Consider the following 20,468-nt stretch of genomic DNA (forward strand, 5'->3'; position numbering starts at 1 on the left):
TCAGTGACGGAAGTGGCGGAAGCCGGTGAGGACCATGGCGATGCCCTGCTCGTCGGCGGCGGCGATGACCTCGGCGTCGCGCATCGAGCCGCCCGGCTGGATGACGGCGGTGGCGCCGGCCTGGGCCAGCACGTCGAGACCGTCACGGAACGGGAAGAAGGCGTCCGAGGCCACCACGCAGCCGGGGATCACCAGGCCGGCGTTCTCGGCCTTGATCTTGGCGATGCGGGCGGAGTCGACACGGCTCATCTGGCCGGCACCGACGCCGATGGTCATGCCGTCCTTGCAGTAGACGATGGCGTTGGACTTGACGTACTTGGCGACGCGCCAGGCGAACAGGAGGTCGGAGAGCTCCTTGTCGGTGGGGGCGCGCTTGGTGACCACCTTGAGGTCGGCTGCGGTGATCGGGGCGAAGTCGGCGCTCTGCACCAGCAGGCCGCCGCCGACGCGCTTGTAGTCGGGCTGCTTGACGGTGCCCAGGGGCACCACCAGCACGCGGACGTTCTGCTTGGCCTTGAGGAGTTCGAGGGCCTCGTCGGTGTAGGCGGGGGCGATCAGCACCTCGAGGAACTGGGCGCTGACGGCTTCGGCCGCGGCACGGTCGACGGTGGTGTTGAAGGCGATGATGCCGCCGAAGGCGGAGGTGGGGTCGGTGGAGAAGGCCTTTTTATAGGCTTCCAGCGGGCTCGCACCGAGGGCCACGCCACAGGGGTTGGCGTGCTTGACGATTACGCAGGCGCTGGTGCCGTTGGTGTCGAAGGCCTTGACGCACTCCCACGCCGCGTCGGAGTCGGCGATGTTGTTGTAGGAGAGCTCCTTGCCCTGCAGCTGGGTGTAGGCGGCGATGGCGCCGGCCGGAGCGTCGGATTCGCGGTAGAAGGCGGCGGACTGGTGGGGGTTCTCGCCGTAGCGGAGGTCCTGCACCTTGTCGAAGGCCAGCTGGAAGCGCTCCGGGTAGGCCATCCTGCTGCCGTCGTCGGCCAGCGCGGTGAGATGGTTGGAGATCGCCGCGTCGTAGCGGGCGGTGTGGGTGAAGGCCTTGCGGGCGAGGTCGAAGCGGGTCTTGTAGCTGAGCGCGCCGGCGTTGGCCTTCAGCTCGGCGACGATGGCCGCGTAGTCGGCCGGGTCGGTCACGATGCCGACGCCACCGGCTTCATTGCCGTGGTTCTTGGCCGCGGCGCGGACCATGGTCGGGCCGCCGATGTCGATGTTCTCGATCGCGTCTTCGAGGGTGCAGTCGGGCTTGGCGACGGTGGCCTGGAAGGGGTAGAGGTTGACCACCACCAGGTCGATGCGCGGGATGGCGTGCTCGTCGAGCTTGGCCAGGTGCTCGGGCAGGTCGCGGCGGGCCAGGATGCCGCCGTGCACCTTGGGGTGCAGGGTCTTGACGCGGCCGTCGAGCATCTCGGGGAAGCCGGTGTAGTCGGACACGTCGGTGACCGGCAGGCCGGCGTCGCGGAGCGACTTGGCGGTGCCGCCGGTGGACAGCAGGTTGACGCCGAGGGCGGAGAGTTCGCGGGCGAATTCGACGACGCCGGTCTTGTCGGAGACGCTGAGCAGGGCTTGGGTGACTTTCATGGGCTTCTCTGGAAGGCTGCGGCCGGGGCCGCGCGGGAATGACGGAAAAGGGGGCTGGGCAGGGCTCAGAGCAGTTCGTGTTCGGACAACTTGCGGCGCAGGGTGTTGCGGTTGATGCCGAGCATCTCCGCGCAGAGGGTCTGGTTGCCGCCGGCCTGCTTGAGGACGAATTCGAGCATCGGCCTCTCGACGTTCTTGATCACCATCGCGTAGAGGGCGTTGGGCTTCTCGCCGTCGAGGTCGCGGAAGTAGGTGTCGAGGGCGCGGCAGACCGAGTCGGCGATGTCGTTGCTGGTACTGCTGCTCATGCTGCAAGCTCCTGGGGGAATTCTTCGGGTTCGGCGTAGACCAGGCGGCTGTCCCGGTCGGCCAGGCTGCCGAAGAACTCTTCGACGGCGGCCAGCTGGGCCTGCACGGTGGGCAGGGTGTTCATGGTCTTGCGGAACTGGGCCGAGCCGACGAGGCCCTTGGTGTACCAGCTGATGTGCTTGCGGGCGATCTTCACGCCGGTGTCCTCGCCATAGAAGGCGTAGAGGTCGGCGAGGTGGTCCTTGCACACCTGCAGGATCTCGGAGACCAGCGGCGGCGGGAGCTCGGTGCCGGTCTTGAGGAAGTGCTCGATCTCGCGGAAGATCCACGGCCGGCCCTGGGCCGCGCGGCCGACCATCACGCCGTCGGCGCCGGTGTAGTCGAGCACGAACTTGGCTTTCTGCGGCGTGGTGATGTCGCCGTTGGCGATCAGCGGGATGCGCACGCGGCTCTTCACGTCGGCGATGGTGTCGTACTCGGCGTCGCCGGTGTACATGCAGGCGCGGGTGCGGCCATGGATGGCGATCAGGCGGATGCCGGACTCTTCGGCGATGCGGGCGATGGTGGCGGCGTTCTTGTTGGCCTTGTTCCAGCCGGTGCGGAACTTGAGCGTGACCGGGGTGTTGCCGGCGGCGCCGACGACGGCCTCGAGGATGCGCGCGACCAGCGGCTCGTCCTGCATCAGCGCGGAGCCGGCCATCACGTTGCAGACCTTCTTGGCCGGGCAGCCCATGTTGATGTCGATGATCTGGGCGCCGCGGTCGATGTTGTGGCGGGCGGCCTCGGCCATCATCGCCGGGTCGGCGCCGGCGATCTGCACCGAGATCGGGTCGACCTCACCGTCGTGGTTGGCGCGCCGCTGGGTCTTGGCGCTGCCGTAGAGCAGGGAGTTGGAGGTGACCATCTCGGAGACGGCGAGCCCTGCGCCCATCTTCTTGCAGAGCTGGCGAAACGGACGATCCGTCACGCCGGCCATCGGCGCGACGAACAGATTGTTTCGCAAGGTGAATCCGGCGAATTGCATCGGCTTGTACGGCGGGGGAAAAGCGCGACATTCTACTCCATTGCCCATTTTTAGGGCAGGGGGCCGATGCGCCGGAGGCCCCGCGAGAGGCGCCGGAGGGCTTGCGCAGGGAAGCGCCGGGCCGTCCCAAGCTTCCCTGCGGCCCCCTCGGGGGGCGGTGCCGCGGCGCAGCGGCGGCGCCGGGGGTGGTCGGCATCCAGGGAAGCGCCGGGCCGTCCCAAGCTTCCCTGCGGCCCCCTCGGGGGGCGGTGCCGCGGCGCAGCGGCGGCGCCGGGGGTGGTTGGCATCCAGGGAAGCGCCGGGCCGCGACGCAGCTGGGGTGGCTGTCAGGGAACTTCCGAATACTGCATGCGGGCCTGGATGCGTGCGGCGTGGGCGGCGAGGCGCGGGCCGTAGGTCTTCTCGTACTTGCGCGGGTTGGGCAGCATCACCGCCAGCCGGGCGGCCTGGGCCGGGCCGAGCTGGGCGGCCGGGAGGCGGTAGTAGCGCTGGGCGGCGGCCTCGCAGCCGAAGATGCCGTTGCCCCACTCGACCACGTTGAGATAGACCTCGAGGATGCGCCGCTTGTCCCACAGGGCCTCGATCATCACGGTGATGATGGCCTCCTCGGCCTTGCGCAAATAGCTCCGCGACGGCGACAGGAAGAGGTTCTTGGCCAGCTGCTGGCTGATCGTCGAGCCGCCGGCCACCATGCGGCCCTTTTTCTGGTTCTTCTCGATGGCCTTCTGGATGCCTTCCCAGTCGAAGCCTTCGTGGTCGACGAACGTGTCGTCCTCGGCGGCGACCACCGCCCGCTTGAGGTGGATCGAGATCTTCTCGTAGGGCACCCAGCGGTAGTGCAGCTCGGCGTCGGGCTTGTCACGGCTGATCTCGTCGAGGCGCAGGCTCATGAAGCTGGTCTCGGCGGGGGGCATCCACTTCCACCACAGCACGTGGCCGAGCAGCCACAGCTGGTAGGCCACGAAGAGCAGCACGACGGCCAGCAGGCCGCGGCGGATCCAGTGCCAGAGCCGGGTCATGGGCGGGTCAGTCCCGGGAGCTGGTCTTGATCATGTCCGCGTTGGTGAACGTCCAGGTGCGGGTGATCTCGATCACGTCGGTGTCCTTGCGGATCTCCGGCGGGAAGGCGGGGTAGGGCGCGGCGAGCTGCACGATGCGGCGGGCGGCCTCGTCGAGTACCTTGTGGCCGGAGGAGCGCTGGATCTCGATGCTCAGCACGTTGCCGTCGGCGCCGATGGTGACCGACAGCAGCAGGCTGCCATAGAGCTTGCCGCGGGCCGCCTCGGGGTAGTTGAGGGTGCCGACCCGCTCGATCTTCTGGCGCCAGTCTTCGGCGTACTGGGCGAAGCGGTATTCCTGGGTGCGCGCGCCGATGAACTTCTTGCGCGGCCGCGCGGCGTAGTCGAGGAGGTCCTTGTCGATCTGGGCCTCGATGCGCGCCACCGCGGCGGCGCTGTCGAGCAGGTCGTAGCCCGAGGCCTGGCGCGGCGCCTCGCTCGGCGTGACCTGCCGGGCGTCGACCGGGATGGGGGTCTTGCCCTGCCGGGCGGTCATGGCCTGCATCTGCGCGGCCTGGGTCGGCTCGGCGCGGCGCTGGGCCTCGACGAGGCCGTTGCCGAGGCGGGACTGCTCCTGGGGCGGCAGCGGCGTGGAGAGGGGCGTGTTCTGCTTGTCGTTGGTGCCGCCGCCGTCGAGGTTGGTCTGGGCGAGGAAGTCGGCCTGGTCCGGCCGCTGGGCGTGGCGGGAGTTGACCAGCACGACCTCCAGGCTCTTGCCCTTGAAGCGCGCGAGGTCGGGCATCGCGAAGTGGATGGAGAGCAGCAGGGCGTGGAGCAGCAGCGACAGGCCGACCCCCCATTCGAGGGCGTAGCGCGCCGTGGTGCCGGCGAACACCGGCCACTCGGCGCCCGCCCCCCGCCCGGTGAGGGGCATGGGCTGGACGTGGGGCGGCTTGCGCGGTGCCTGCATGCTCGGCTTGCCCTGGTCTCAGGCGGCCGCCGCCGGCGCGGCCGGGGTGTCGCCGGCGTCCGCCGCCGCGGCTTCGGCAGGCTCGATGGCAAGGTCGGCGTCGTCGATGTCTTCGAGCACCTCGCCGCTGGCCTCGGCCAGGGTTTCGAGGTAGGTGGCGCGGACGTCGATGTCCACCAGGTCGGTGCTGTCGATGGCCAGCTGGACGCGGGTGCCCGGCGGCAGGGTGGGCATCGACGGGACCTTGAAGATCAGCGGGATGGCCTCGAGGCGGACCAGGCTCTCGCGCAGCACGCGGGCACTCATGGCAGGGTGGCCAGCCTGGCGCAGCCAGCGCAGGCACCAGTAGCGTTCCATGCCGCGCTGGAATTCGGCATAGGCGGCGTAGGTGAGCTCGAAGTCGCGCATCGCGGCGATCAGGTCGGGCGACTTGGGCGGGAAGGCCGGCGCCTCGCCCTTCACCCAGGCGATCAGCTGCCACTGGTTGACCAGGTCAACGTAGCGGCGCAGCGGCGAACTGGACCAGGCGTAGCAGTCGACGCCGAGGCCCTCGTGGGGCGCGGCGGCGGTGGTCATGCGCACTTTGCCGCCGGTCTGGGCCCGGTACAGGGCCGGGATGCCGGCCTCGGCGAGGGCTTTGCCCCAGGTGCTGTTGGCGGCGATCATCAGCTCGGCCACCAGCTTGTCGAGGGGCGAGCCGCGGGAGCGCCGCCCGATCTCGATGCGGCCGGGGCCGTCGGCGGTGGTCTGGCTCCAGTCGACGCTGAAGTTGAAGTCGACCTGGTTCTGGTTGGCGGCGGGCTTGCCGCGGCCGGCTTCGAGCACGGTGGCGAGTTCCCACAGCAGGGTGAGCTCGGCCTTCCAGGGGAAGTCGGGGCCGCCTTCGGCGAGGGTGGTTTCGTTGAAGACCGGCTCGATGTCGTGGTGGCGCAGGTTGGCAACCACCGGCACCCGCTCGACCCGCGAGCTGTGGCCGGTGACGATGAGGTCGTGGCTGACGTCGAGGTAAAGCGACAGGGCCGGGCAGTCGCGGCCTTCGCCGAGGGTGAAGCGGGCGACGATGTCCTCCGGGAGCATCGTGATCTTGTTGCCCGGCATGTACACCGTGGACAGGCGCTCGCGGGCAATGGCGTCGAGGGCCGAGTCGCGGCCGAAGCCGATGCCCGGCGCGGCGATGTGGATGCCGATCCGCCAGCCGGCGTCGGTGGGGGTGATCGAGAAGGCGTCGTCGATCTCGGTGGTGGCGGCGTCGTCGATGGAGAACGCGCGCACCGCCGCCAGCGGGAGATCCGTGGGCTCGGCGGGCGGCTCGACCGGCGGGAAGCCGGTGCCGGCCGGGAAGTATTCGAACAGGAAGCGGTCGAAGTGCAGCTCGTGGGTGGAGCCCAGCGCGCCGCAGTCGAGGAACAGGTGGGCGGCCGACTTGCCGCTCTCGGCGCAGGCGGCTTCGAGGGCCTTGGTCTCGAGACGGTTGCGGTCGGGCTTGTAGAGCAGCTGGCGCAGCAGCGGGCGGAGCTCTTCGGGCAGCGTGCCGGCGAGCAGCTCGTCGCGCATGCGCTCGATGGCGGCGGCCTGTTGTTTTTTCTTCTCGAGGCCGGCGAGGGCTGCCTGCAGGATCTCGGCGGGGGCCTTGCGGAAGCGGCCGCGGCCCTTGCGGTGGAAATAGATCGGCGCGGCGTGGAGGCGCAGCAGCACCGCGGCCGATTCGACCGGGCTCGGTTCGTGGCCGAAATATTCGCGGGCGAAGTCGCTGAAGGCGAACTCGTCGTCGCCGCAGACTTCCCACAGGAACTCGGTCTCGAGGCCCTCGGCCTCGGCTTCGGCGCGCAGCAGCAGGTCGCCCGCGGACGGCTGGGCGAAGCGCATCAGGACGTGGTTGCTCTTCAGTTTGAGGCGCTTGCCGTGGGGCGTTTCCACCTGCAGGGAGGCGTCGTTGTCGGTCAGGATGGTGCCGGTCTTGAAGGCACCATCCTCTTCGAAGAGCAGATTCATGGGGTGGCCAGGCTGGAAAACATTTAATTATAGCCAAGCCGGCGGCCGGCCCGCAGTAATGCGATGTGCCGGACCGCCTCAGGCGGGCCCGTGTTCGACGAAGCCGCGGATCAGATCGAGCAGGGTGTCTTCGTCGTAGGGCTTGCCCAGGTAGTGGTTGACGCCGATCTCCTCGGCATAGCGCTTGTGCTTGTCGGCGGTGCGCGAGGTGATCATGATGATCGGCACGGCCTTCAGGCGCAGGTCGGCGCGGACGTTGCGCGTCAGGTCGAAGCCGTCCATGCGCGGCATCTCGATGTCGGCGATGATCACGTCGGGCCGCAGGCTGAGCAGCTGTTCGAGGGCGTCCACGCCGTCCTTGGCGGTGACCACGCGGTAGCCCTCGCGTTCGAGGAGGCGGCCGGTGATCTTGCGCACGGTGAGCGAGTCGTCGACCACCATCACGGTGGGCTGGCTCGGCGCCGAGGCGGCCAGCGGCGCGACCGGGCCGTCGTCGGCCGCGGCCGGCGTGCGGCCGGCCAGGGCCACCGGGTTGAGGATCAGCACGATCTCGCCGTCGCCGAGCACGGTGGCGCCCGAGAAGCCGACCATCCGGGCGTACTGCGGGCCGGCGTTCTTGACGACGATTTCCTGGTTGCCGCGCAGGGTGTCCACGTGGAGGGCCAGGGTCTCGCTGCCGGCGCGCAGCAGCAGCACCCAGTTGAAGCGGTCGGCCTGGGGTTGGGACTCGAAGTCGCCCAGCAGGCGCGGCAGGTAGCGGTAGCTGAAGTGCTCGCCCAGCCACTCGGTGCCCTTGTTGTTGCGGATCTCGTCGAGGGCCGAGGCCTTGAGCTCCAGCACCTGGGCGACCATCGACGAGGGGATCGCCAGGGTGCGCTCGCCGGCGCGCACCAGCAGGGCCTGGGTGACCGCCAGGGTGAGCGGCAGGTTGATCCGGAAGGTGGTGCCTTGGCCGGGGTCGGTGGCCACGCTGATGCGGCCGCCGACGGCGGCGGTCTCGCTCTTCACCACGTCCATGCCGACGCCGCGGCCGGCCAGGCTGGAGAGGCTGGCGGTGCTGAAGCCGGGCACGAAGATGAGGTTGGTGAGGCGCTTGTTGTCGGCGTCTTCGGTGGCGCCGAGCAGGCCGTTGGCGATGGCCTGGGCGCGGATGCGGGCGAAGTCGAGGCCGGCGCCGTCGTCGCGGAACTCGATCACGACGTCGCTGCCCTCGTGGGTGACCTTGAGGGTGATCTGGCCGATCTCGGGCTTGCCGGCGGCGCGACGCACCTCCGGCGGCTCGATGCCGTGGGCGACGGCGTTGCGCACCAGGTGGCCGAGGGGCGCGGTCATCGCCTCGAGCACGCTGCGGTCGATTTCGATCTGGCCGCCGATGATGTCGAGGTTGGCGCGGCGGCCGAGTTCCTTGGCGGTCTGGCGGACCAGGCGGTAGAGACGCTCGGCGAGGCTGTCGAAGGGCACCATGCGCACGTGCATCAGCGACTGCTGGAGCTCCCGCGTCATGCGCGACTGGGCGTGGAGCGCCACTTCGGCGCCGTCGAGGTTCTTGAGCAGATTCTGCTGCACCGTGGTGACGTCGCCGACGCTCTCGGCCATCATCCGGGTGAGTTCCTGGAGGCGCGTGTAGCGGTCCATTTCCAGGGGGTCGAACTCGGTGTGCTGGGTCTCGACCTGGGACAGGCGCGACTGCATCTGGGTGTCGGCCTGGATCTCGACCTCGCGCAGCTGGTTGCGCAGCCGGATGACGTTTTCGGTGAGGTCGAGCAGGGAGCGGCGCAGGGTGCGCAGCTCGCCCTCGATGCGGGTGCGGGCGATGCTGATCTCGCCGGCCTCGTTGACGAACTGGTCGATGCGGCTCGATTCGACCCGCAGCTGGGTGCGGGCGGCCTGGGCGGCGATGTCGCCGGGCTGGGCCGGGGCGACGGCGTCGACCTGGATCGCCGCCGTCTCGGCGCTGCTGGCGGCGGCCTCGACGGGCTCGGCGGGCTGGGCCGCCTGGGGGTTGGCCAGGTTGTCGAGGGTTTGGCGGGTCTGGTCGAGGGCGGTCTCGAGCTCGTCGATGATCTCGAGGCCGCCGTCCTCCTGGTGGCGGGCCCGGTCGAGGCGGGTTTCGAGGTCGTGGATGCTCTGGCCGAGGGTCATCGCGCCGACCATCCGCGCGCTGCCCTTGAGGGTGTGCAGCAGGCGGGCGACGACGGCGGGGTGGGACGGCTCGTCGGGGCTGGTGCGCCAGCTGTGCAGCGTGGCACCGAGCTGGTCGAGGAGTTCGCTGCCTTCGTCGAGGAAGATCGGCAGCAGGTCGGCGTCGAGTTCGTCGCGCAGCAGGGGCGCGGTGGGCGCCGGTGCGGGCTCGGGGCCGCGGGGCGCGGCGGCGGCGGGTGTGCTGCCGGACGCGAGGGCCGGGGGGCCGGCCTGGATGTCGTCCAGGCTGGCGACGAGCTCGGGCTCCGGCGGCGGCAGCTGGCGGGCGCCGAGTTGCACCAGCATGCCTTCGAGGGCGGTGGCGGCGGCGTTGAGCCGGGCGGCTTCGTCGGGGGTGGGGGCCTGGTCGTGGTCGGCCAGGCGCTGCTGGGCGAGTTCGAGGGCCTTGGCGAGCTTCTGGGGCGCCTCGAAGCGGGCGGTGCCGGAGATGCCGGCCAGGGTGTGGGCGGCGCGGATCGCGGCGGTGACCGGCAGCAGGCCGGTATTCACCGCCAGGCGGGCGAGCTCCTGGCGCAGGGTGGCGACGTGCTGGCGGGCTTCGACCAGGTAGAGGTCGAACAGCGGCCGGGACAGGGTGACGTTGCCGAGGCGGACCTCGTCGGGGCCGACGTCGGTGGTCTCGGGCTCCGGTTCGGCGGCGGGTTCGGGCGTTGCGGGTGCTTCGGCGACGGGCTCTTCGGGCTCGGGTTCGACCGGCTCGGGCTCGGCGACGGCCTGGGCTTCGAGGTCGGCTGCGAAGGGCTCGGAGGGCTCGAATGCGTCCTGAACCGGGGCGACAGGTTCGGCTTCGAAGGCGTCGACCGCTTCAAAGGCTTCGATCTGCTCGGCCGGTTCGGCGGCGAAGGTGGTTTCTTCCGCCGTGTCGAGGGCGTCCAGGGCCTGGTCGACGGTGAGGATGCCTTCGGGCAGCAGGGGCGGCTCGAGGCTTTCGGTATGGCCGGCCTCCAGCAGGGCCGGCACGCCGGCGTCGTCGAAGGCAAAGTCGAGATCGATCGAGGTCTCGGTGAGCGGCAGTTCGGCCGGTGCCGGCGGCTCCGCGGCGGCGGGTTCGGCTTCTGCGGGCAGGGGGTAGTCCCCGCGGTCGAAGTCGAAATCGAGGGAGGTCTCGGCGAGCGGGGGCTCGGCGGGCGTGGCTTCGAGCGGCGGGAAGACGTCGAGGTCGTCGCCGTGGTTGAAGTCGATGTCGAGGGCGGTTTCGGTGGGCACCGGCTCGGCGGGTGCCGCCGGACTGTCGAGGCCGAAATCGAAATCGAGGGCTGCGTCGGCCGCCGCGGGTTCGGACGCCATGCCGGGGAGGTCGACGCTCAGGTCGGCGGCGGGCTGGGCGAGCGGGGGCGGGGCGGGCTCGATGGTGGGCTCGTGCGCGACCTCCGGCGTCTCGAGCTCGAGATCGGGCAGGTCGGGGAAGGGGGACGGGGCGGCCGGGGTGGGTTCGGCGGCCTCGAAGGCTTCGAACTCGGTGGTTTCGGGTTCGGGCAGGTCGAAGTCGGCTGCGCCTTCGAGGGCGCCGAAGCTGAAGTCCGACATGACCTGGGTGGCTGCCATGTCCGGCGGAACGGCCGGCGCGGGGGCCGGTGCGACGGGGGCCGAGAGGGCCGCGGGCCGGGCGGCGGGCGGCGTGGGCGCCTCGACCGGTGCACTTTCACCGGTGCTGCGCAGGCGTTCGGCCGTCGCGAGCAGCGGGGTGACGTCCTGGTGGATGCCGGCTCCGGCCTTGATCTGGGCGATCCACGCGGAGAAGCTGGCGTGGGCGTCGCGGATGAGCTGGAGCAGTGCGTCGTCGACGGGGAGTTCGAGGCGCAGCCAGTGGTTGAGGGTCTGCTCCATGCCCCAGGCGGCTTCGCCGAAGTCCCGCAGCCCGACCATGCGGCTGCTGCCCTTGAGGGTGTGGAAGCTGCGCCGGATGGTGGTGAGCACCTCGACGTCGTGGGGGTTCCGGACCAGTTCGGCGAGCCGGGCGGCGATGGTCTCGCGCACATCGGCGGCTTCTTCGAGGAAGATTTCCAGCAGCTCGGCGTCGAGTTCCTCTTCGCTGGCGTCGAGGAGGCGGGTGGCCTGGGCGGACAGGGCCGGCGCGGCCGGCGTCTGGGGCAGCGGGGGGGCCTCGGTGAACAGCGCGCCGGCGTCGAGGAGGGTGAGGGCCTGGCGGGCCTGCTTCTCGAGTTCGAGGTCGGCGGTCAGGGAGGCGTCCTGGCGCAGGCTTTCGAGGTTGAGCTGGAGTTCGGTGCGCAGACCGACATCGTCCGGGTTGTCCTTGAGGGCGGCGGCGAGGGCGGCGGTTTCGCGCTTCTGCTGGGCGACCTCGGCCTCGATGCTGTCGACGGCCGGGGCCTTGCCGGCGTCCGGGTGCAGGATGCGTTCGAGGTCGGCCGGGCCGTGCTGCAGGGCCTCGATGTACACGCCGAGGGCCGACAGGCGGTGGGCGATTTCCTCGAAGGCGTCGGTGCCGGGCTCGGTGTCCTGGGCGGACAGCGTGGCGATGCGGGCGGCGGCGTCCTGAACCAGGCGCATCGCGGCGTCCTCGTTCATCACCGAGAGGGCGCCCTCGACCTGCTTGAGGGGGGCGCGGACCGCGGCCAGGGCGTCGGCCTGGGTGGGGGTACGGAAGAAGCGGTCGAGGCTTTGTTCGACCTCGGCCAGGCTGGTCTGGATCTCGTGGACCAGCTGGCGGTTGACCTGGCGGCTCTGGGCGTCGTGCTCGACGATGGTGAGGGGGCTCAGGCGCTCGCCCCGCTGGTGGGCGCGGAGCCGGTCGAGCAGGGTGCCGATCTGGCCGTCCTCGCTGAGGTCGGGCCGGGCGTGGGCGTCGAGGCGGGTGTCGAGCAGCAGCATCGTCGTCGCCACGTCCATCGACAGCGCATCGGTGAGGCGGAGCGGGTCCTGGCGCAGCCAGCGGGCGAGGTCGCCGAGGGCCGCGGCGATCTCGGCGACTTCGGGCTGGTCGAGGGCGCGGGCCTGGTCGATGATGGAGGCGATGGCGTCCTGGAAGCGCGGGAGGCCGACGGCGCCACCGCGGGAGAACTGGTCCCAGGCTTCCCGGGCGGCGGCGAGTTCGTCACGCAGCTTGCGCAGGACCGGGCCGAGGGGCATGTCGCTGATGCCGTGCCGGCCGCTGGGGATCAGGTCACTGAGCTTGTAGGCGTTGCGGACGGCCTGGATGGTCGGGGAGTCGGCGGCGGCGATCGCCACGTGGTAGAGCACGTCGCGCATCAGGCGCTCGGCGACGATGGCCGAGCCTTCCATGAAGCGGCGCATCTGGCCGTCGATGCGGCCGCACAGCCGCTTGGCGGCGGCGTCGCTGGCGATGGCCTGCTGGCCGAGGGCCTCGAAGAAGGCGGTGACCGCGAACCAGAAGGCCCGCGAGGCGGGAATGGCCTGCAGGCTCTCGATGCCGGCGACGGCCTCGCGCATCTCCTGCGGGCCGGAGGGGTCGTCGCCGTTGCGGAACCACTTGAGCAGGCCCCGCTCGAAGCGCCCCCGCAGGTTGCGCAGGCGCTTCGGGTCGTTGCTGGTGTCGGCCGGCTGGCTGAAGGCCGGGCGCTGGGAAAGGTCGGGGAAGAACAGCTCGCCGGCGGTGGGCGCTTCGAGCCCCCGGGCAGCGGTGAGCTCGCAATACAGGGAGAACAGGCGCAGGGCCTGGTCGGGCTGGCCGCGGGTGAGTTCGTCCAGGTAGTTGCCGATGGCCGCGATGCAGCGGCTGGCCAGGCGACGCAGGTCGGGCGTCGCGGGGATCTGTTCGCCCGCCATTTCGCCGAGCAGGCGGTCGAGCTGCTCGGAGAACTGGGTCAGGCCGTCCAGGCCGACGATGGAGAGGGCGCCGTGGGCCTGGTGCAGGTGGGTCTGGGCAAACTTGATCTTGCTGGCGCTGTCCGGGGCCGACCCGGCCTCGGCGAGCGCGGAGTTCGCTCGTTCGAGGGCCAGGTCGATTTCGCCTTTGACCCAGGTCAGCGGACCGAGGTCGAGTTCGTGTGCGGGGCTCATCGATGCTTTTCGGTCGGAATCCGTTCCAGGTCTGGGGGCTTGGCGGTCTGCGGGATCAGACCTTGAAGCCCGAGACCGAGCCCTTCAGTTCGATCGCGAGGTCGGCCAGCTCGCCGATGGAGACGGCGGTCTGCTGGGTGCCGGCGGTGGTGCGGTCGGTGATGGCGAGAATGTTCTTCATCTTTTCGGCAACCTGGGTGGCGGCCTTGGCCTGCACTTCGGTACTGGCGGAGATGCGTTCGATCAGCTTGGCGGTTTCGGCGGAGACGCGCTCGATCTCGGCCAGTTCGTGGCCGGCGGTCTCGGACAGGCGGGCGCCGTCGACCACGTCGCGGGTGGCGTTTTCCATGGCCGCCACGGCATCGCCGGTGTCAGTCTGAATGGTCTTGACGATCGCGCCGATCTGCTTGGTGGCTTCGGCCGAGCGTTCGGCGAGGCGCTGCACTTCTTCGGCCACGACCGAGAAGCCGCGGCCGGCTTCACCCGCCGAGGCGGCCTGGATGGCGGCGTTGAGGGCGAGGACGTTGGTCTGCTCGGTAATGTCGGAGATGAGTTCGACGATCTCGCCGATCTCCTGGGAGGATTCGCCCAGCCGCTTGATGCGCTTGGAGGTTTCCTGGATCTTCTCGCGGATGTCGTTCATGCCCTTGATGGTGTCTTCCACGGCGGAAGCACCCTTCTGGGCGGCTTCCAGGGAGCGGCGGGCCACCTGGGCGGACTGCAGGGCGTCTTCGGAGGCTGCGCTCATGGAGCTGGCCATGCTCTGGGCGGTTTCACCGGCGAGGCGGAGTTCCTGGGCCTGGCGCTCGGTGGCGGAGAGCAGTTCGTCGGAGGTGCGCTGGGCGGATTCGGTGGCGGTGGTCACGCGGAGCGAGGCGTCGTTGATGCGGCGCACCAGCACCGAGAGTTCCTCGATGGTGTAGTTGACCGAGTCGGCGATGGCGCCGGTGATGTCTTCGGTGACGGTGGCGCGCACGGTGAGGTCGCCGTCGGCCAGGTCGCCCATCTCGTTCATGAGGCGCAGGATGGCCTGCTGGGTGCTGTTGCGCTCGGCTTCGGCGGAGTCGCGGAGCTGCTCGGCGGCCTTGTGGCGGCGGGCGATGTCGTCGTTGTAGGTCTTGGCCATCAGGGCCAGGCAGGCCAGGGCGAGCAGCGCGAAGACGATGATCGCCAGCGAGACCCAGGTGAAGAAGCCGGTGTAGGCGCCGGTGTAGCCTTCGGCCAGCGCGGTGGTCTTCTCGAGGAGGGCGCTGGAGTCCTGGAAGATCTGGCTGCCGGCCTGCTTGGCCTGGACCAGCGGCTGGACGCTGCCGAGGATCGCGGCGACCGAGGCGAGGTTGTCCTTGGCGACGGTTTCGAGTTCGCTAAGCTTGGCCTTGGCGTCGCTGCCTTCGGCGCTCATCTTCTGGAGCTGTTCGAGCTGCTCGCGGAAGGTGTTGGTGTCCTTGCCGAGCAGGAAGGTGACGTCCGGGTCGATCGCGTTGGCGACCAGCAGGGCGTTGGCGTTCTTGGCAATCCGCTGGGTGAGCATCACCACCTGGCTGGCGGTGGCGATCTCGCGGGCGGAGGCGCCGCCCTGCAGCTTGAGCGCGGCGATCTGCTCGGAGAGTTCGAGCAGGTGAGGGTTCTTGGCGTTGATGCTGGCGACGGAGGCACCGAGGGCGGTGAGGTTCTTCTTCTGCTTGAGAACCTTCTCGGCGTTGGCGTCGGTCTTCTGCCACAGCTCGGTGACGGCGGCCAGCTCGGCCTCGACGGCGCCGCTGCCGCCCGGCACGCCGGTGCCGTTGATGTCGCCGCCGTTGGTCAGCGCGGCAAGGAGCTGGTTGAACTGGGCGCGGCTCTGTTCGAGTTCGCCGAAGGCGTTCGGCTCACCCTGCAGGGCGAGCTGGCTGGCCTTGGCGATCTGCTGGGAGAGGGTGCGCATCTGGCCGGCGCCGGCCACGTAGGCGGTGCCGAAGCTGCTGACCCGGATCTGGTACAGCACCATCGCGGTGGTCAGGATGGCGAAGATCAGGAAGGGGATGCGGAGGATCCGCAACTGCTCGGCGGCGCTCTTGCCGCGCAGCATCGGCAACGCGGCGGAGTCCTGGGTGACGCCGGTGTCGGCGACGGTGCCCATGATGGAAAGGGGTGCAGCCTTGGTGCCGCCCAGCGACAGTCCCGGTAGCTTGAATGCCATGTTCGTCCTTGTTCAGCGAGCGGGGCCCGCTGCTCCTCCAGAATGTTGGTTCATGATTGAGCGGCGTCCAGAAAACGCGGGTGATTCAGCAGCTCGGCCACCTTGAGGCGGGTCCAGGGGGTGCCGAGGGAGTCGCGCACCAGGTCGCCGACCCACGGGGGTTCGGTGGGGGCGGGGCTGGAGACGACCTCGAAGTCGTCGAGGGAACGCAGGCCGAGGGCCCGGCTCACCAGGATCGCGCAGTTGAGTTCGTGGCGGACGCCGACCAGCAGCAGGCGGGCCTGGCCGGCCGGCGCGATCGAGGGGTCGCCATGGAAGGCGGCGAAGTCCACCACCCCGAAGAGGTTGCCGCGCACGCTGGCGAGCCCGCGGAACCAGGGCTCGGCGAGGGGCACCGTGGCGAGCGGCGGCACGGCGAGGATCTCGCCGGCCTCGGTGAGGTCGACCAGCCAGTTGCGCTGGCCGGCCTGCACGGCGAGCAGCGCCAGGGCGCGGTTGTCGCGCGTGTCGGCGAGGCGCCGGGCGAGCCCGGCCTGGAATTCGTGGAGGCTGATCCGCTTGGCCATGACGTGTTTTCAGCCGAGGGCCCGGATCTTCTCGAGGAGCGCCGGGTGGTCGATGGGCTTGACCATGTAGTCGAAGGCGCCCTGGCGCATGCCCCAGATCTTGTCGGTCTCGAGCCCCTTGCTGGTGCACATGATGACCGGGATGTCGCGGGTGGCGTCGTCGCGCACGATGGTGCGGGTCGCCTGGTAGCCGTTGGTGCCGGGCATGACGACGTCCATCAGGATGAGGTCGGGGCGCTCGGTCTTGCTCTTGATGACGGCCTCGTCCCCGCTCTCGGCGGTGACGACCTGGTACCCGTTCTTGACGAGCACTTCCGACAGGGCGAGACGCTCGGTGGGGGAGTCGTCTACGACGAGGATTTTCTTGATCGGCATGGGTGCGGGCTTCTGACAGTCAATCGTTCGTGGAGGCCTTGTTGCGTCCGTGCGTGTAGTTGGCCACCGAGCGGAGCAGGCTTTCCTTGGTGAAGGGTTTCGTGAGGTATTCGTCCGATCCGGCGAGACGCCCGCGGGCACGGTCGAACAAACCGTCCTTGGACGATAGCATGATCACCGGCGTGGCCTTGAGACGCGGGTTCTTCTTGATGAGCGCGCAGGTCTGATAGCCGTCCAGGCGGGGCATCATGATGTCTACGAAGATCAGGTCTGGGGCGTGGTCCGCGATCTTGGCGAGGGCGTCGAAGCCGTCCTCGGCCAGCACCACCTGGCAGCCCGCCTGCGCCAGGAATATCTCGGCGCTGCGGCGGATGGTGTTGCTGTCGTCGATGACCATGACCTTGATGCCGCTGAGATTCACCATCAGTCTCCGGGGTTTTGCCGATGTCTTAACCGGCGTGAACTGTAACGCGACGCAAATAATGCCAGCTGAGGAATACGCCTCACATCGCGATCATTTTGAAATCTTCTTTGCGGGCGCCGCAATCCGGGCAGGCCCAATTGGCCGGAATATCCTCCCAGCGGGTGCCGGGCGCAATACCCTCTTTGGGCAGTCCATCCTCCTCGCGGTAGATGAAACCGCAGATCTGGCACATCCAGGACTGGTATGGAGAGGGCATGTGGGTGAGACTCGCTGTGATTTCGGCTAGAATCATACGGATCGTGAATGGTAGCGCAGTCGAAGTTAAAATTGTGCGTCCTCGTCTCCCTGAATGACCCTACAGCGCAACGATCTCACCCCACCTCTTGTCATGGTCTTCGCGGCCGCCGATCCCACCGGCGGCGCCGGCATCCAGGCCGACATGCTGACGCTCGCCGGCATGGGCTGCCACGCGCTCACCGTGATCACCGCACTCACCGTCCAGGACACCGCCGGCGTCGAGGACGTCCTCGCGGTCGATGCCGATTTCGTATCCGAGCAGGCCCGTGCGGTGCTCGAGGATATGCCGGTGCAGGCCTTCAAGCTGGGGGTGCTCGGCAGCGTCGAGAACATCGAGGTGATCGCCGAGATCCTCTCCGACTATCCCCACATCCCGGTGATCGTCGATCCGGTGGTGGCCTCGGGGCGGGGTGACGAACTCGCCTCCGAGGCGATGCTCGCGCGGATGCGCGCCCTGATCCTGCCCCAGACCACGGTGATCACCCCCAACACCATGGAAGCCCGCCGGCTGGCCGCCGGCCCCCACGAAGATGCCGCCGAGCTCGACATGTCCACCTGCGCCGAGCGTCTGCTGGCCGCCGGCTGCCGCTACGTGCTGGTCACCGGCTCCCATGCCAACACGCCCCAGGTGGTGAATACCCTCTACGGCAGCCGCGGCGTGCTGCGCGCCGACGCCTGGGAGCGCCTGCCCGGGAGCTACCACGGCTCGGGGTGCACGCTGGCCTCGGCGGTCGCCGGGGCGCTGGCCCATGGCCTCGAGGTGTCCCAGGCGGTCTTCGAGGCCGAGGGCTTCACCTGGCAGAGCCTGGTGGCCGCCTTCCGCCCCGGCATGGGGCAGTCCATCCCGGACCGCTTCTTCTGGGTCCGCTCCTTCGACGACGATTCCGAAACCTGACCGATGTTCACGCCCGGCCTCTACCTCGTCACGCCCGACATGGCGGACGCCGACGCCCTGGCCGCCGCCGTGGCGGCCGTGCTGCCGGCCCGTCCGGCCCTCGTCCAGTACCGTAACAAGCTCGCCGACGCCAGGCAGCGCCGCGAACAGGCCGAGCGCCTGCTGGCCCTGTGCCGCGGCGCCGGCGTGCCGCTCGTCATCAACGACGACCTGCCGCTGGCCCTGGCGATCGGCGCCGACGGCGTGCACCTGGGGCGCGACGACGGCGACCCGGCGGCGGCCCGGCGCGCCCTCGGCCGCGGCCGCATCCTCGGCGTGAGCTGCTACAACGAATGGGCGCGGGCCGAGGCCGGCGCCGCGGCGGGGGTCGATTACCTGGCCTTCGGGGCGGTCTATCCGTCCCCCACCAAGCCCCACGCGCCCCGGGCCGGCCTCGAGCTGCTCGCCCGGGCGAAGGCCGGGTTCGGCCTGCCGGTGGCCGCCATCGGTGGCATCACCCTCGACAACGCCGCTCCGCTCGTCACCGCCGGCGCCAGGCTGCTGGCGGTGATCAGCGACGTCTTCTCCGCTCCCGACCCGGCGGCCCGCGCGGCCGCCTATGCCGGGCTCTTCCCAGGCCCCTCACAGGAAACCTCCGCATGACCAGTCGCAACGAAGAACTCTTTGCCCGCGCCCAGCGCACCATCCCGGGCGGCGTCAATTCGCCGGTCCGGGCCTTCCGGTCGGTGGGCGGCACGCCGCGCTTCCTCAAGAAGGCCCTGGGCGCCCGGGTGTGGGACGCCGACGGCAAGGAATACCTCGACTACGTGGGCTCCTGGGGCCCGGCGATCCTCGGCCATGCCGACCCGGTGGTGGTGGAGGCGGTGCGCAGCGCGGCCCTCGACGGCCTGTCCTTCGGCGCGCCCACCGAGCGCGAGATCGAGATGGCCGAGCGCCTGTGCGAGCTGCTGCCCAGCATGGAGATGGTGCGCCTCGTCTCCAGCGGCACCGAGGCCACGATGAGCGCGATCCGCCTGGCCCGCGGCTTCACCGGCCGCGACGCGATCGTCAAGTTCGAGGGCTGCTACCACGGCCACGCCGACAGCCTGCTGGTGAAGGCCGGCTCGGGCCTGCTTACCTTCGGCAACCCGTCGTCGGCCGGCGTGCCCGAAGACTTCGCCAAGCACACCCTGGTGCTCGACTACAACAACCCGGCCCAGCTCGAGGAGACCTTCAAGGCCCGCGGTGGCGAGATCGCCTGCGTGATCATCGAGCCGATCGCCGGCAACATGAACCTCGTGCGCCCCTCCGCCGAGTTCATGCACCTGCTGCGCCGGCTGTGCACCGAGCATGGCGTGGTGCTGATCTTCGACGAGGTGATGACCGGCTTCCGCGTCGGCCCGCGGGGCGTGCAGGGCCTGTTCGGCATCACGCCGGATCTCACCACGCTGGGCAAGGTGATCGGCGGCGGGATGCCGGTGGGCGCCTTCGGCGGCCGCCGCGACATCATGCAGAAGATCGCCCCCCTTGGCCCGGTTTACCAGGCCGGCACCCTGTCGGGCAGCCCGGTGGCGGTGGCGGCGGGCCTCGCCAGCCTCGGGCAGATCGCCCGGCCCGGCTTCTACGAAACCCTCACCGCGCGCACCACCCGGCTGGTGGCCGGCCTCAACGCGGCGGCAGCGCAGCACGGCGTCGGCTTTGTGGCCGACTCGGTGGGGGGCATGTTCGGCCTCTACTTTGCAAAGGCCGTGCCGCAGAACTACGCCGAGGTGATGGCCTGCGACAAGGAGCGTTTCAACCGCTTCTTCCACGCGATGCTCGACGCCGGCCATTACTTCGCCCCGTCGGCCTTCGAGGCGGGCTTCGTGTCGGCGGCCCACGCCGAGGCCGACATCGACAGCACCATCGCCGCCGCGGAGCAGTGGTTTGCCGCAAACGCCGGCTGACGTTTCGTCGCACGTCTCCTGAACAGCCAGGCTCCGCTCGGCGCTTGGCGGTGTTTGAAAGACCCGATTCCTGCCGAGGGAGTCGGGTTTTTTCATGGGGCGCGTGTTTTTGCGGCATCGCGCCGGCCCCGGCGCTGCGCAGATTGCCGGCCTCTCTGCGCGCGTCGCCCGATGTCCAGCCTCAGTCGCCGCCGGGCGAGCCTTCCAGCGCCTGGAGCAGCGCGGAAAGGGCTGTGTCCAGATCCGCCAGCATCGTGGTCGGCAGGGCCGACAGAATCCGGCGTTCGTTTTCGAGGTGCGCTTTGACGGCTCGTTCGATCAGCGCCAGCCCGGCGCCAGTCAGTTGCACGAGCAGGCTGCGCGCATCGTCCGCGTTGGGCTCGCGTGTCACCAGCCCCCGGGTTTCCAGGCGTTTGAGTCGGTGAGTCATGGTGCCCGATGTCACCATCAAGGTTGAAAACAGCTCGGTCGGGCTCAGTCGGTATGGTGCGCCGGCGCGCCGCAGCGCGGCGAGCATGTCGAACTCCCAGGCGCTCAGGTCGAAGCCTGCGAAGCAGGATTCCAGGCGGGGCGCCAGCAAGGCTACGCAGCGCGCGAGGCGTCCGATCGGTCCCATCGGGCTGGGGTCTAGGTCGGGGCGCTCTCTCCGCCATTGTTCGAGAATGACATCCACCGTGTCCGTGGGGTGTGGCGTGGCCTGGATCTTCATTTGTCTTGACTTCAAGTTAATTTGTTTTCAGCATCATGATAATT

At 69.7% G+C, this 20,468-nt stretch carries 16 protein-coding genes; 3 read left to right on the top strand and 13 right to left on the bottom strand.

Annotation, left to right across the window (positions count from 1 at the left end; all coding sequences use genetic code 11):
* The 12 genes from purH to ACE3OU_RS04410 all read right to left on the bottom strand — a co-directional run bounded on the left by purH (position 1) and on the right by ACE3OU_RS04410 (position 16,830).
* Complete coding sequence (gene purH / locus ACE3OU_RS04355; protein ID WP_374240320.1) at positions 1-1,578, bottom strand: bifunctional phosphoribosylaminoimidazolecarboxamide formyltransferase/IMP cyclohydrolase; 1,578 nt, start codon at positions 1,576-1,578, stop codon at positions 1-3.
* A gap of 65 nt (positions 1,579-1,643) precedes the next feature.
* A complete protein-coding gene (locus ACE3OU_RS04360; RefSeq protein WP_374240321.1) occupies positions 1,644-1,886 on the bottom strand; it encodes a helix-turn-helix domain-containing protein in 243 nt (80 codons plus the stop codon).
* A complete protein-coding gene (gene dusB, locus ACE3OU_RS04365) occupies positions 1,883-2,911 on the bottom strand; it encodes a tRNA dihydrouridine synthase DusB (RefSeq protein WP_374240322.1) in 1,029 nt (342 codons plus the stop codon). The genes ACE3OU_RS04360 and dusB overlap by 4 nt, the downstream gene beginning before the upstream one ends.
* Before the next feature lie 326 nt (positions 2,912-3,237).
* Positions 3,238-3,930: a monofunctional biosynthetic peptidoglycan transglycosylase gene (gene mtgA / locus ACE3OU_RS04370; protein WP_374240323.1), complete on the bottom strand. Its 693-nt coding sequence runs from the start codon at positions 3,928-3,930 to the stop codon at positions 3,238-3,240.
* A gap of 7 nt (positions 3,931-3,937) precedes the next feature.
* Positions 3,938-4,879 carry an energy transducer TonB gene (locus tag ACE3OU_RS04375; RefSeq protein WP_374240324.1) on the bottom strand — a complete coding sequence of 314 codons (942 nt, stop codon included), beginning with the start codon at positions 4,877-4,879 and terminating at the stop codon, positions 3,938-3,940.
* Positions 4,880-4,897: 18 nt separating this feature from the next.
* Positions 4,898-6,871: an RNB domain-containing ribonuclease gene (locus ACE3OU_RS04380; RefSeq protein WP_374240325.1), complete on the bottom strand. Its 1,974-nt coding sequence runs from the start codon at positions 6,869-6,871 to the stop codon at positions 4,898-4,900.
* A gap of 78 nt (positions 6,872-6,949) precedes the next feature.
* Positions 6,950-13,054, bottom strand: a complete 6,105-nt coding sequence (locus ACE3OU_RS04385) for an Hpt domain-containing protein (RefSeq protein WP_374240326.1) — start codon at positions 13,052-13,054, stop codon at positions 6,950-6,952.
* A gap of 55 nt (positions 13,055-13,109) precedes the next feature.
* Positions 13,110-15,233, bottom strand: coding sequence for a methyl-accepting chemotaxis protein (locus ACE3OU_RS04390; protein WP_374240327.1), 2,124 nt, complete (start codon positions 15,231-15,233; stop codon positions 13,110-13,112).
* A gap of 50 nt (positions 15,234-15,283) precedes the next feature.
* On the bottom strand, positions 15,284-15,799 hold the full coding sequence (locus ACE3OU_RS04395; RefSeq protein ID WP_374240328.1) for a chemotaxis protein CheW: 516 nt from the start codon (positions 15,797-15,799) through the stop codon (positions 15,284-15,286).
* 9 nt (positions 15,800-15,808) lie between these two features.
* A complete protein-coding gene (locus ACE3OU_RS04400; RefSeq protein ID WP_374240329.1) occupies positions 15,809-16,174 on the bottom strand; it encodes a PleD family two-component system response regulator in 366 nt (121 codons plus the stop codon).
* 19 nt (positions 16,175-16,193) lie between these two features.
* Positions 16,194-16,595, bottom strand: coding sequence for a PleD family two-component system response regulator (locus ACE3OU_RS04405; RefSeq protein ID WP_374240402.1), 402 nt, complete (start codon positions 16,593-16,595; stop codon positions 16,194-16,196).
* An 82-nt stretch (positions 16,596-16,677) separates the two neighbouring features.
* Positions 16,678-16,830, bottom strand: a complete 153-nt coding sequence (locus tag ACE3OU_RS04410) for a rubredoxin (RefSeq protein WP_374240330.1) — start codon at positions 16,828-16,830, stop codon at positions 16,678-16,680.
* A gap of 117 nt (positions 16,831-16,947) precedes the next feature.
* On the opposite strand from ACE3OU_RS04410, the gene ACE3OU_RS04415 reads away from it, so the two are divergent.
* From ACE3OU_RS04415 to hemL, 3 genes are read left to right on the top strand one after another with little or no spacing between them, the layout of a single operon-like run.
* Positions 16,948-17,790, top strand: a complete 843-nt coding sequence (locus ACE3OU_RS04415) for a hydroxymethylpyrimidine/phosphomethylpyrimidine kinase (RefSeq protein WP_374240331.1) — start codon at positions 16,948-16,950, stop codon at positions 17,788-17,790.
* Positions 17,791-17,793: 3 nt separating this feature from the next.
* Positions 17,794-18,432 (top strand): thiamine phosphate synthase, encoded by a 639-nt coding sequence (gene thiE / locus ACE3OU_RS04420; RefSeq protein WP_374240332.1) that lies wholly within the window; start codon positions 17,794-17,796, stop codon positions 18,430-18,432.
* Complete coding sequence (gene hemL / locus ACE3OU_RS04425; RefSeq protein ID WP_374240333.1) at positions 18,429-19,715, top strand: glutamate-1-semialdehyde 2,1-aminomutase; 1,287 nt, start codon at positions 18,429-18,431, stop codon at positions 19,713-19,715. The genes thiE and hemL overlap by 4 nt, the downstream gene beginning before the upstream one ends.
* Positions 19,716-19,896: 181 nt before the next feature.
* On the opposite strand, the gene ACE3OU_RS04430 is transcribed toward hemL, so the two are convergent.
* Positions 19,897-20,424, bottom strand: coding sequence for a MarR family winged helix-turn-helix transcriptional regulator (locus ACE3OU_RS04430; RefSeq protein ID WP_374240334.1), 528 nt, complete (start codon positions 20,422-20,424; stop codon positions 19,897-19,899).
* Positions 20,425-20,468: the final 44 nt, after the last annotated feature.

The organism is Zoogloea sp. (assembly GCF_041908905.1).
Classification (GTDB): domain Bacteria; phylum Pseudomonadota; class Gammaproteobacteria; order Burkholderiales; family Rhodocyclaceae; genus Zoogloea.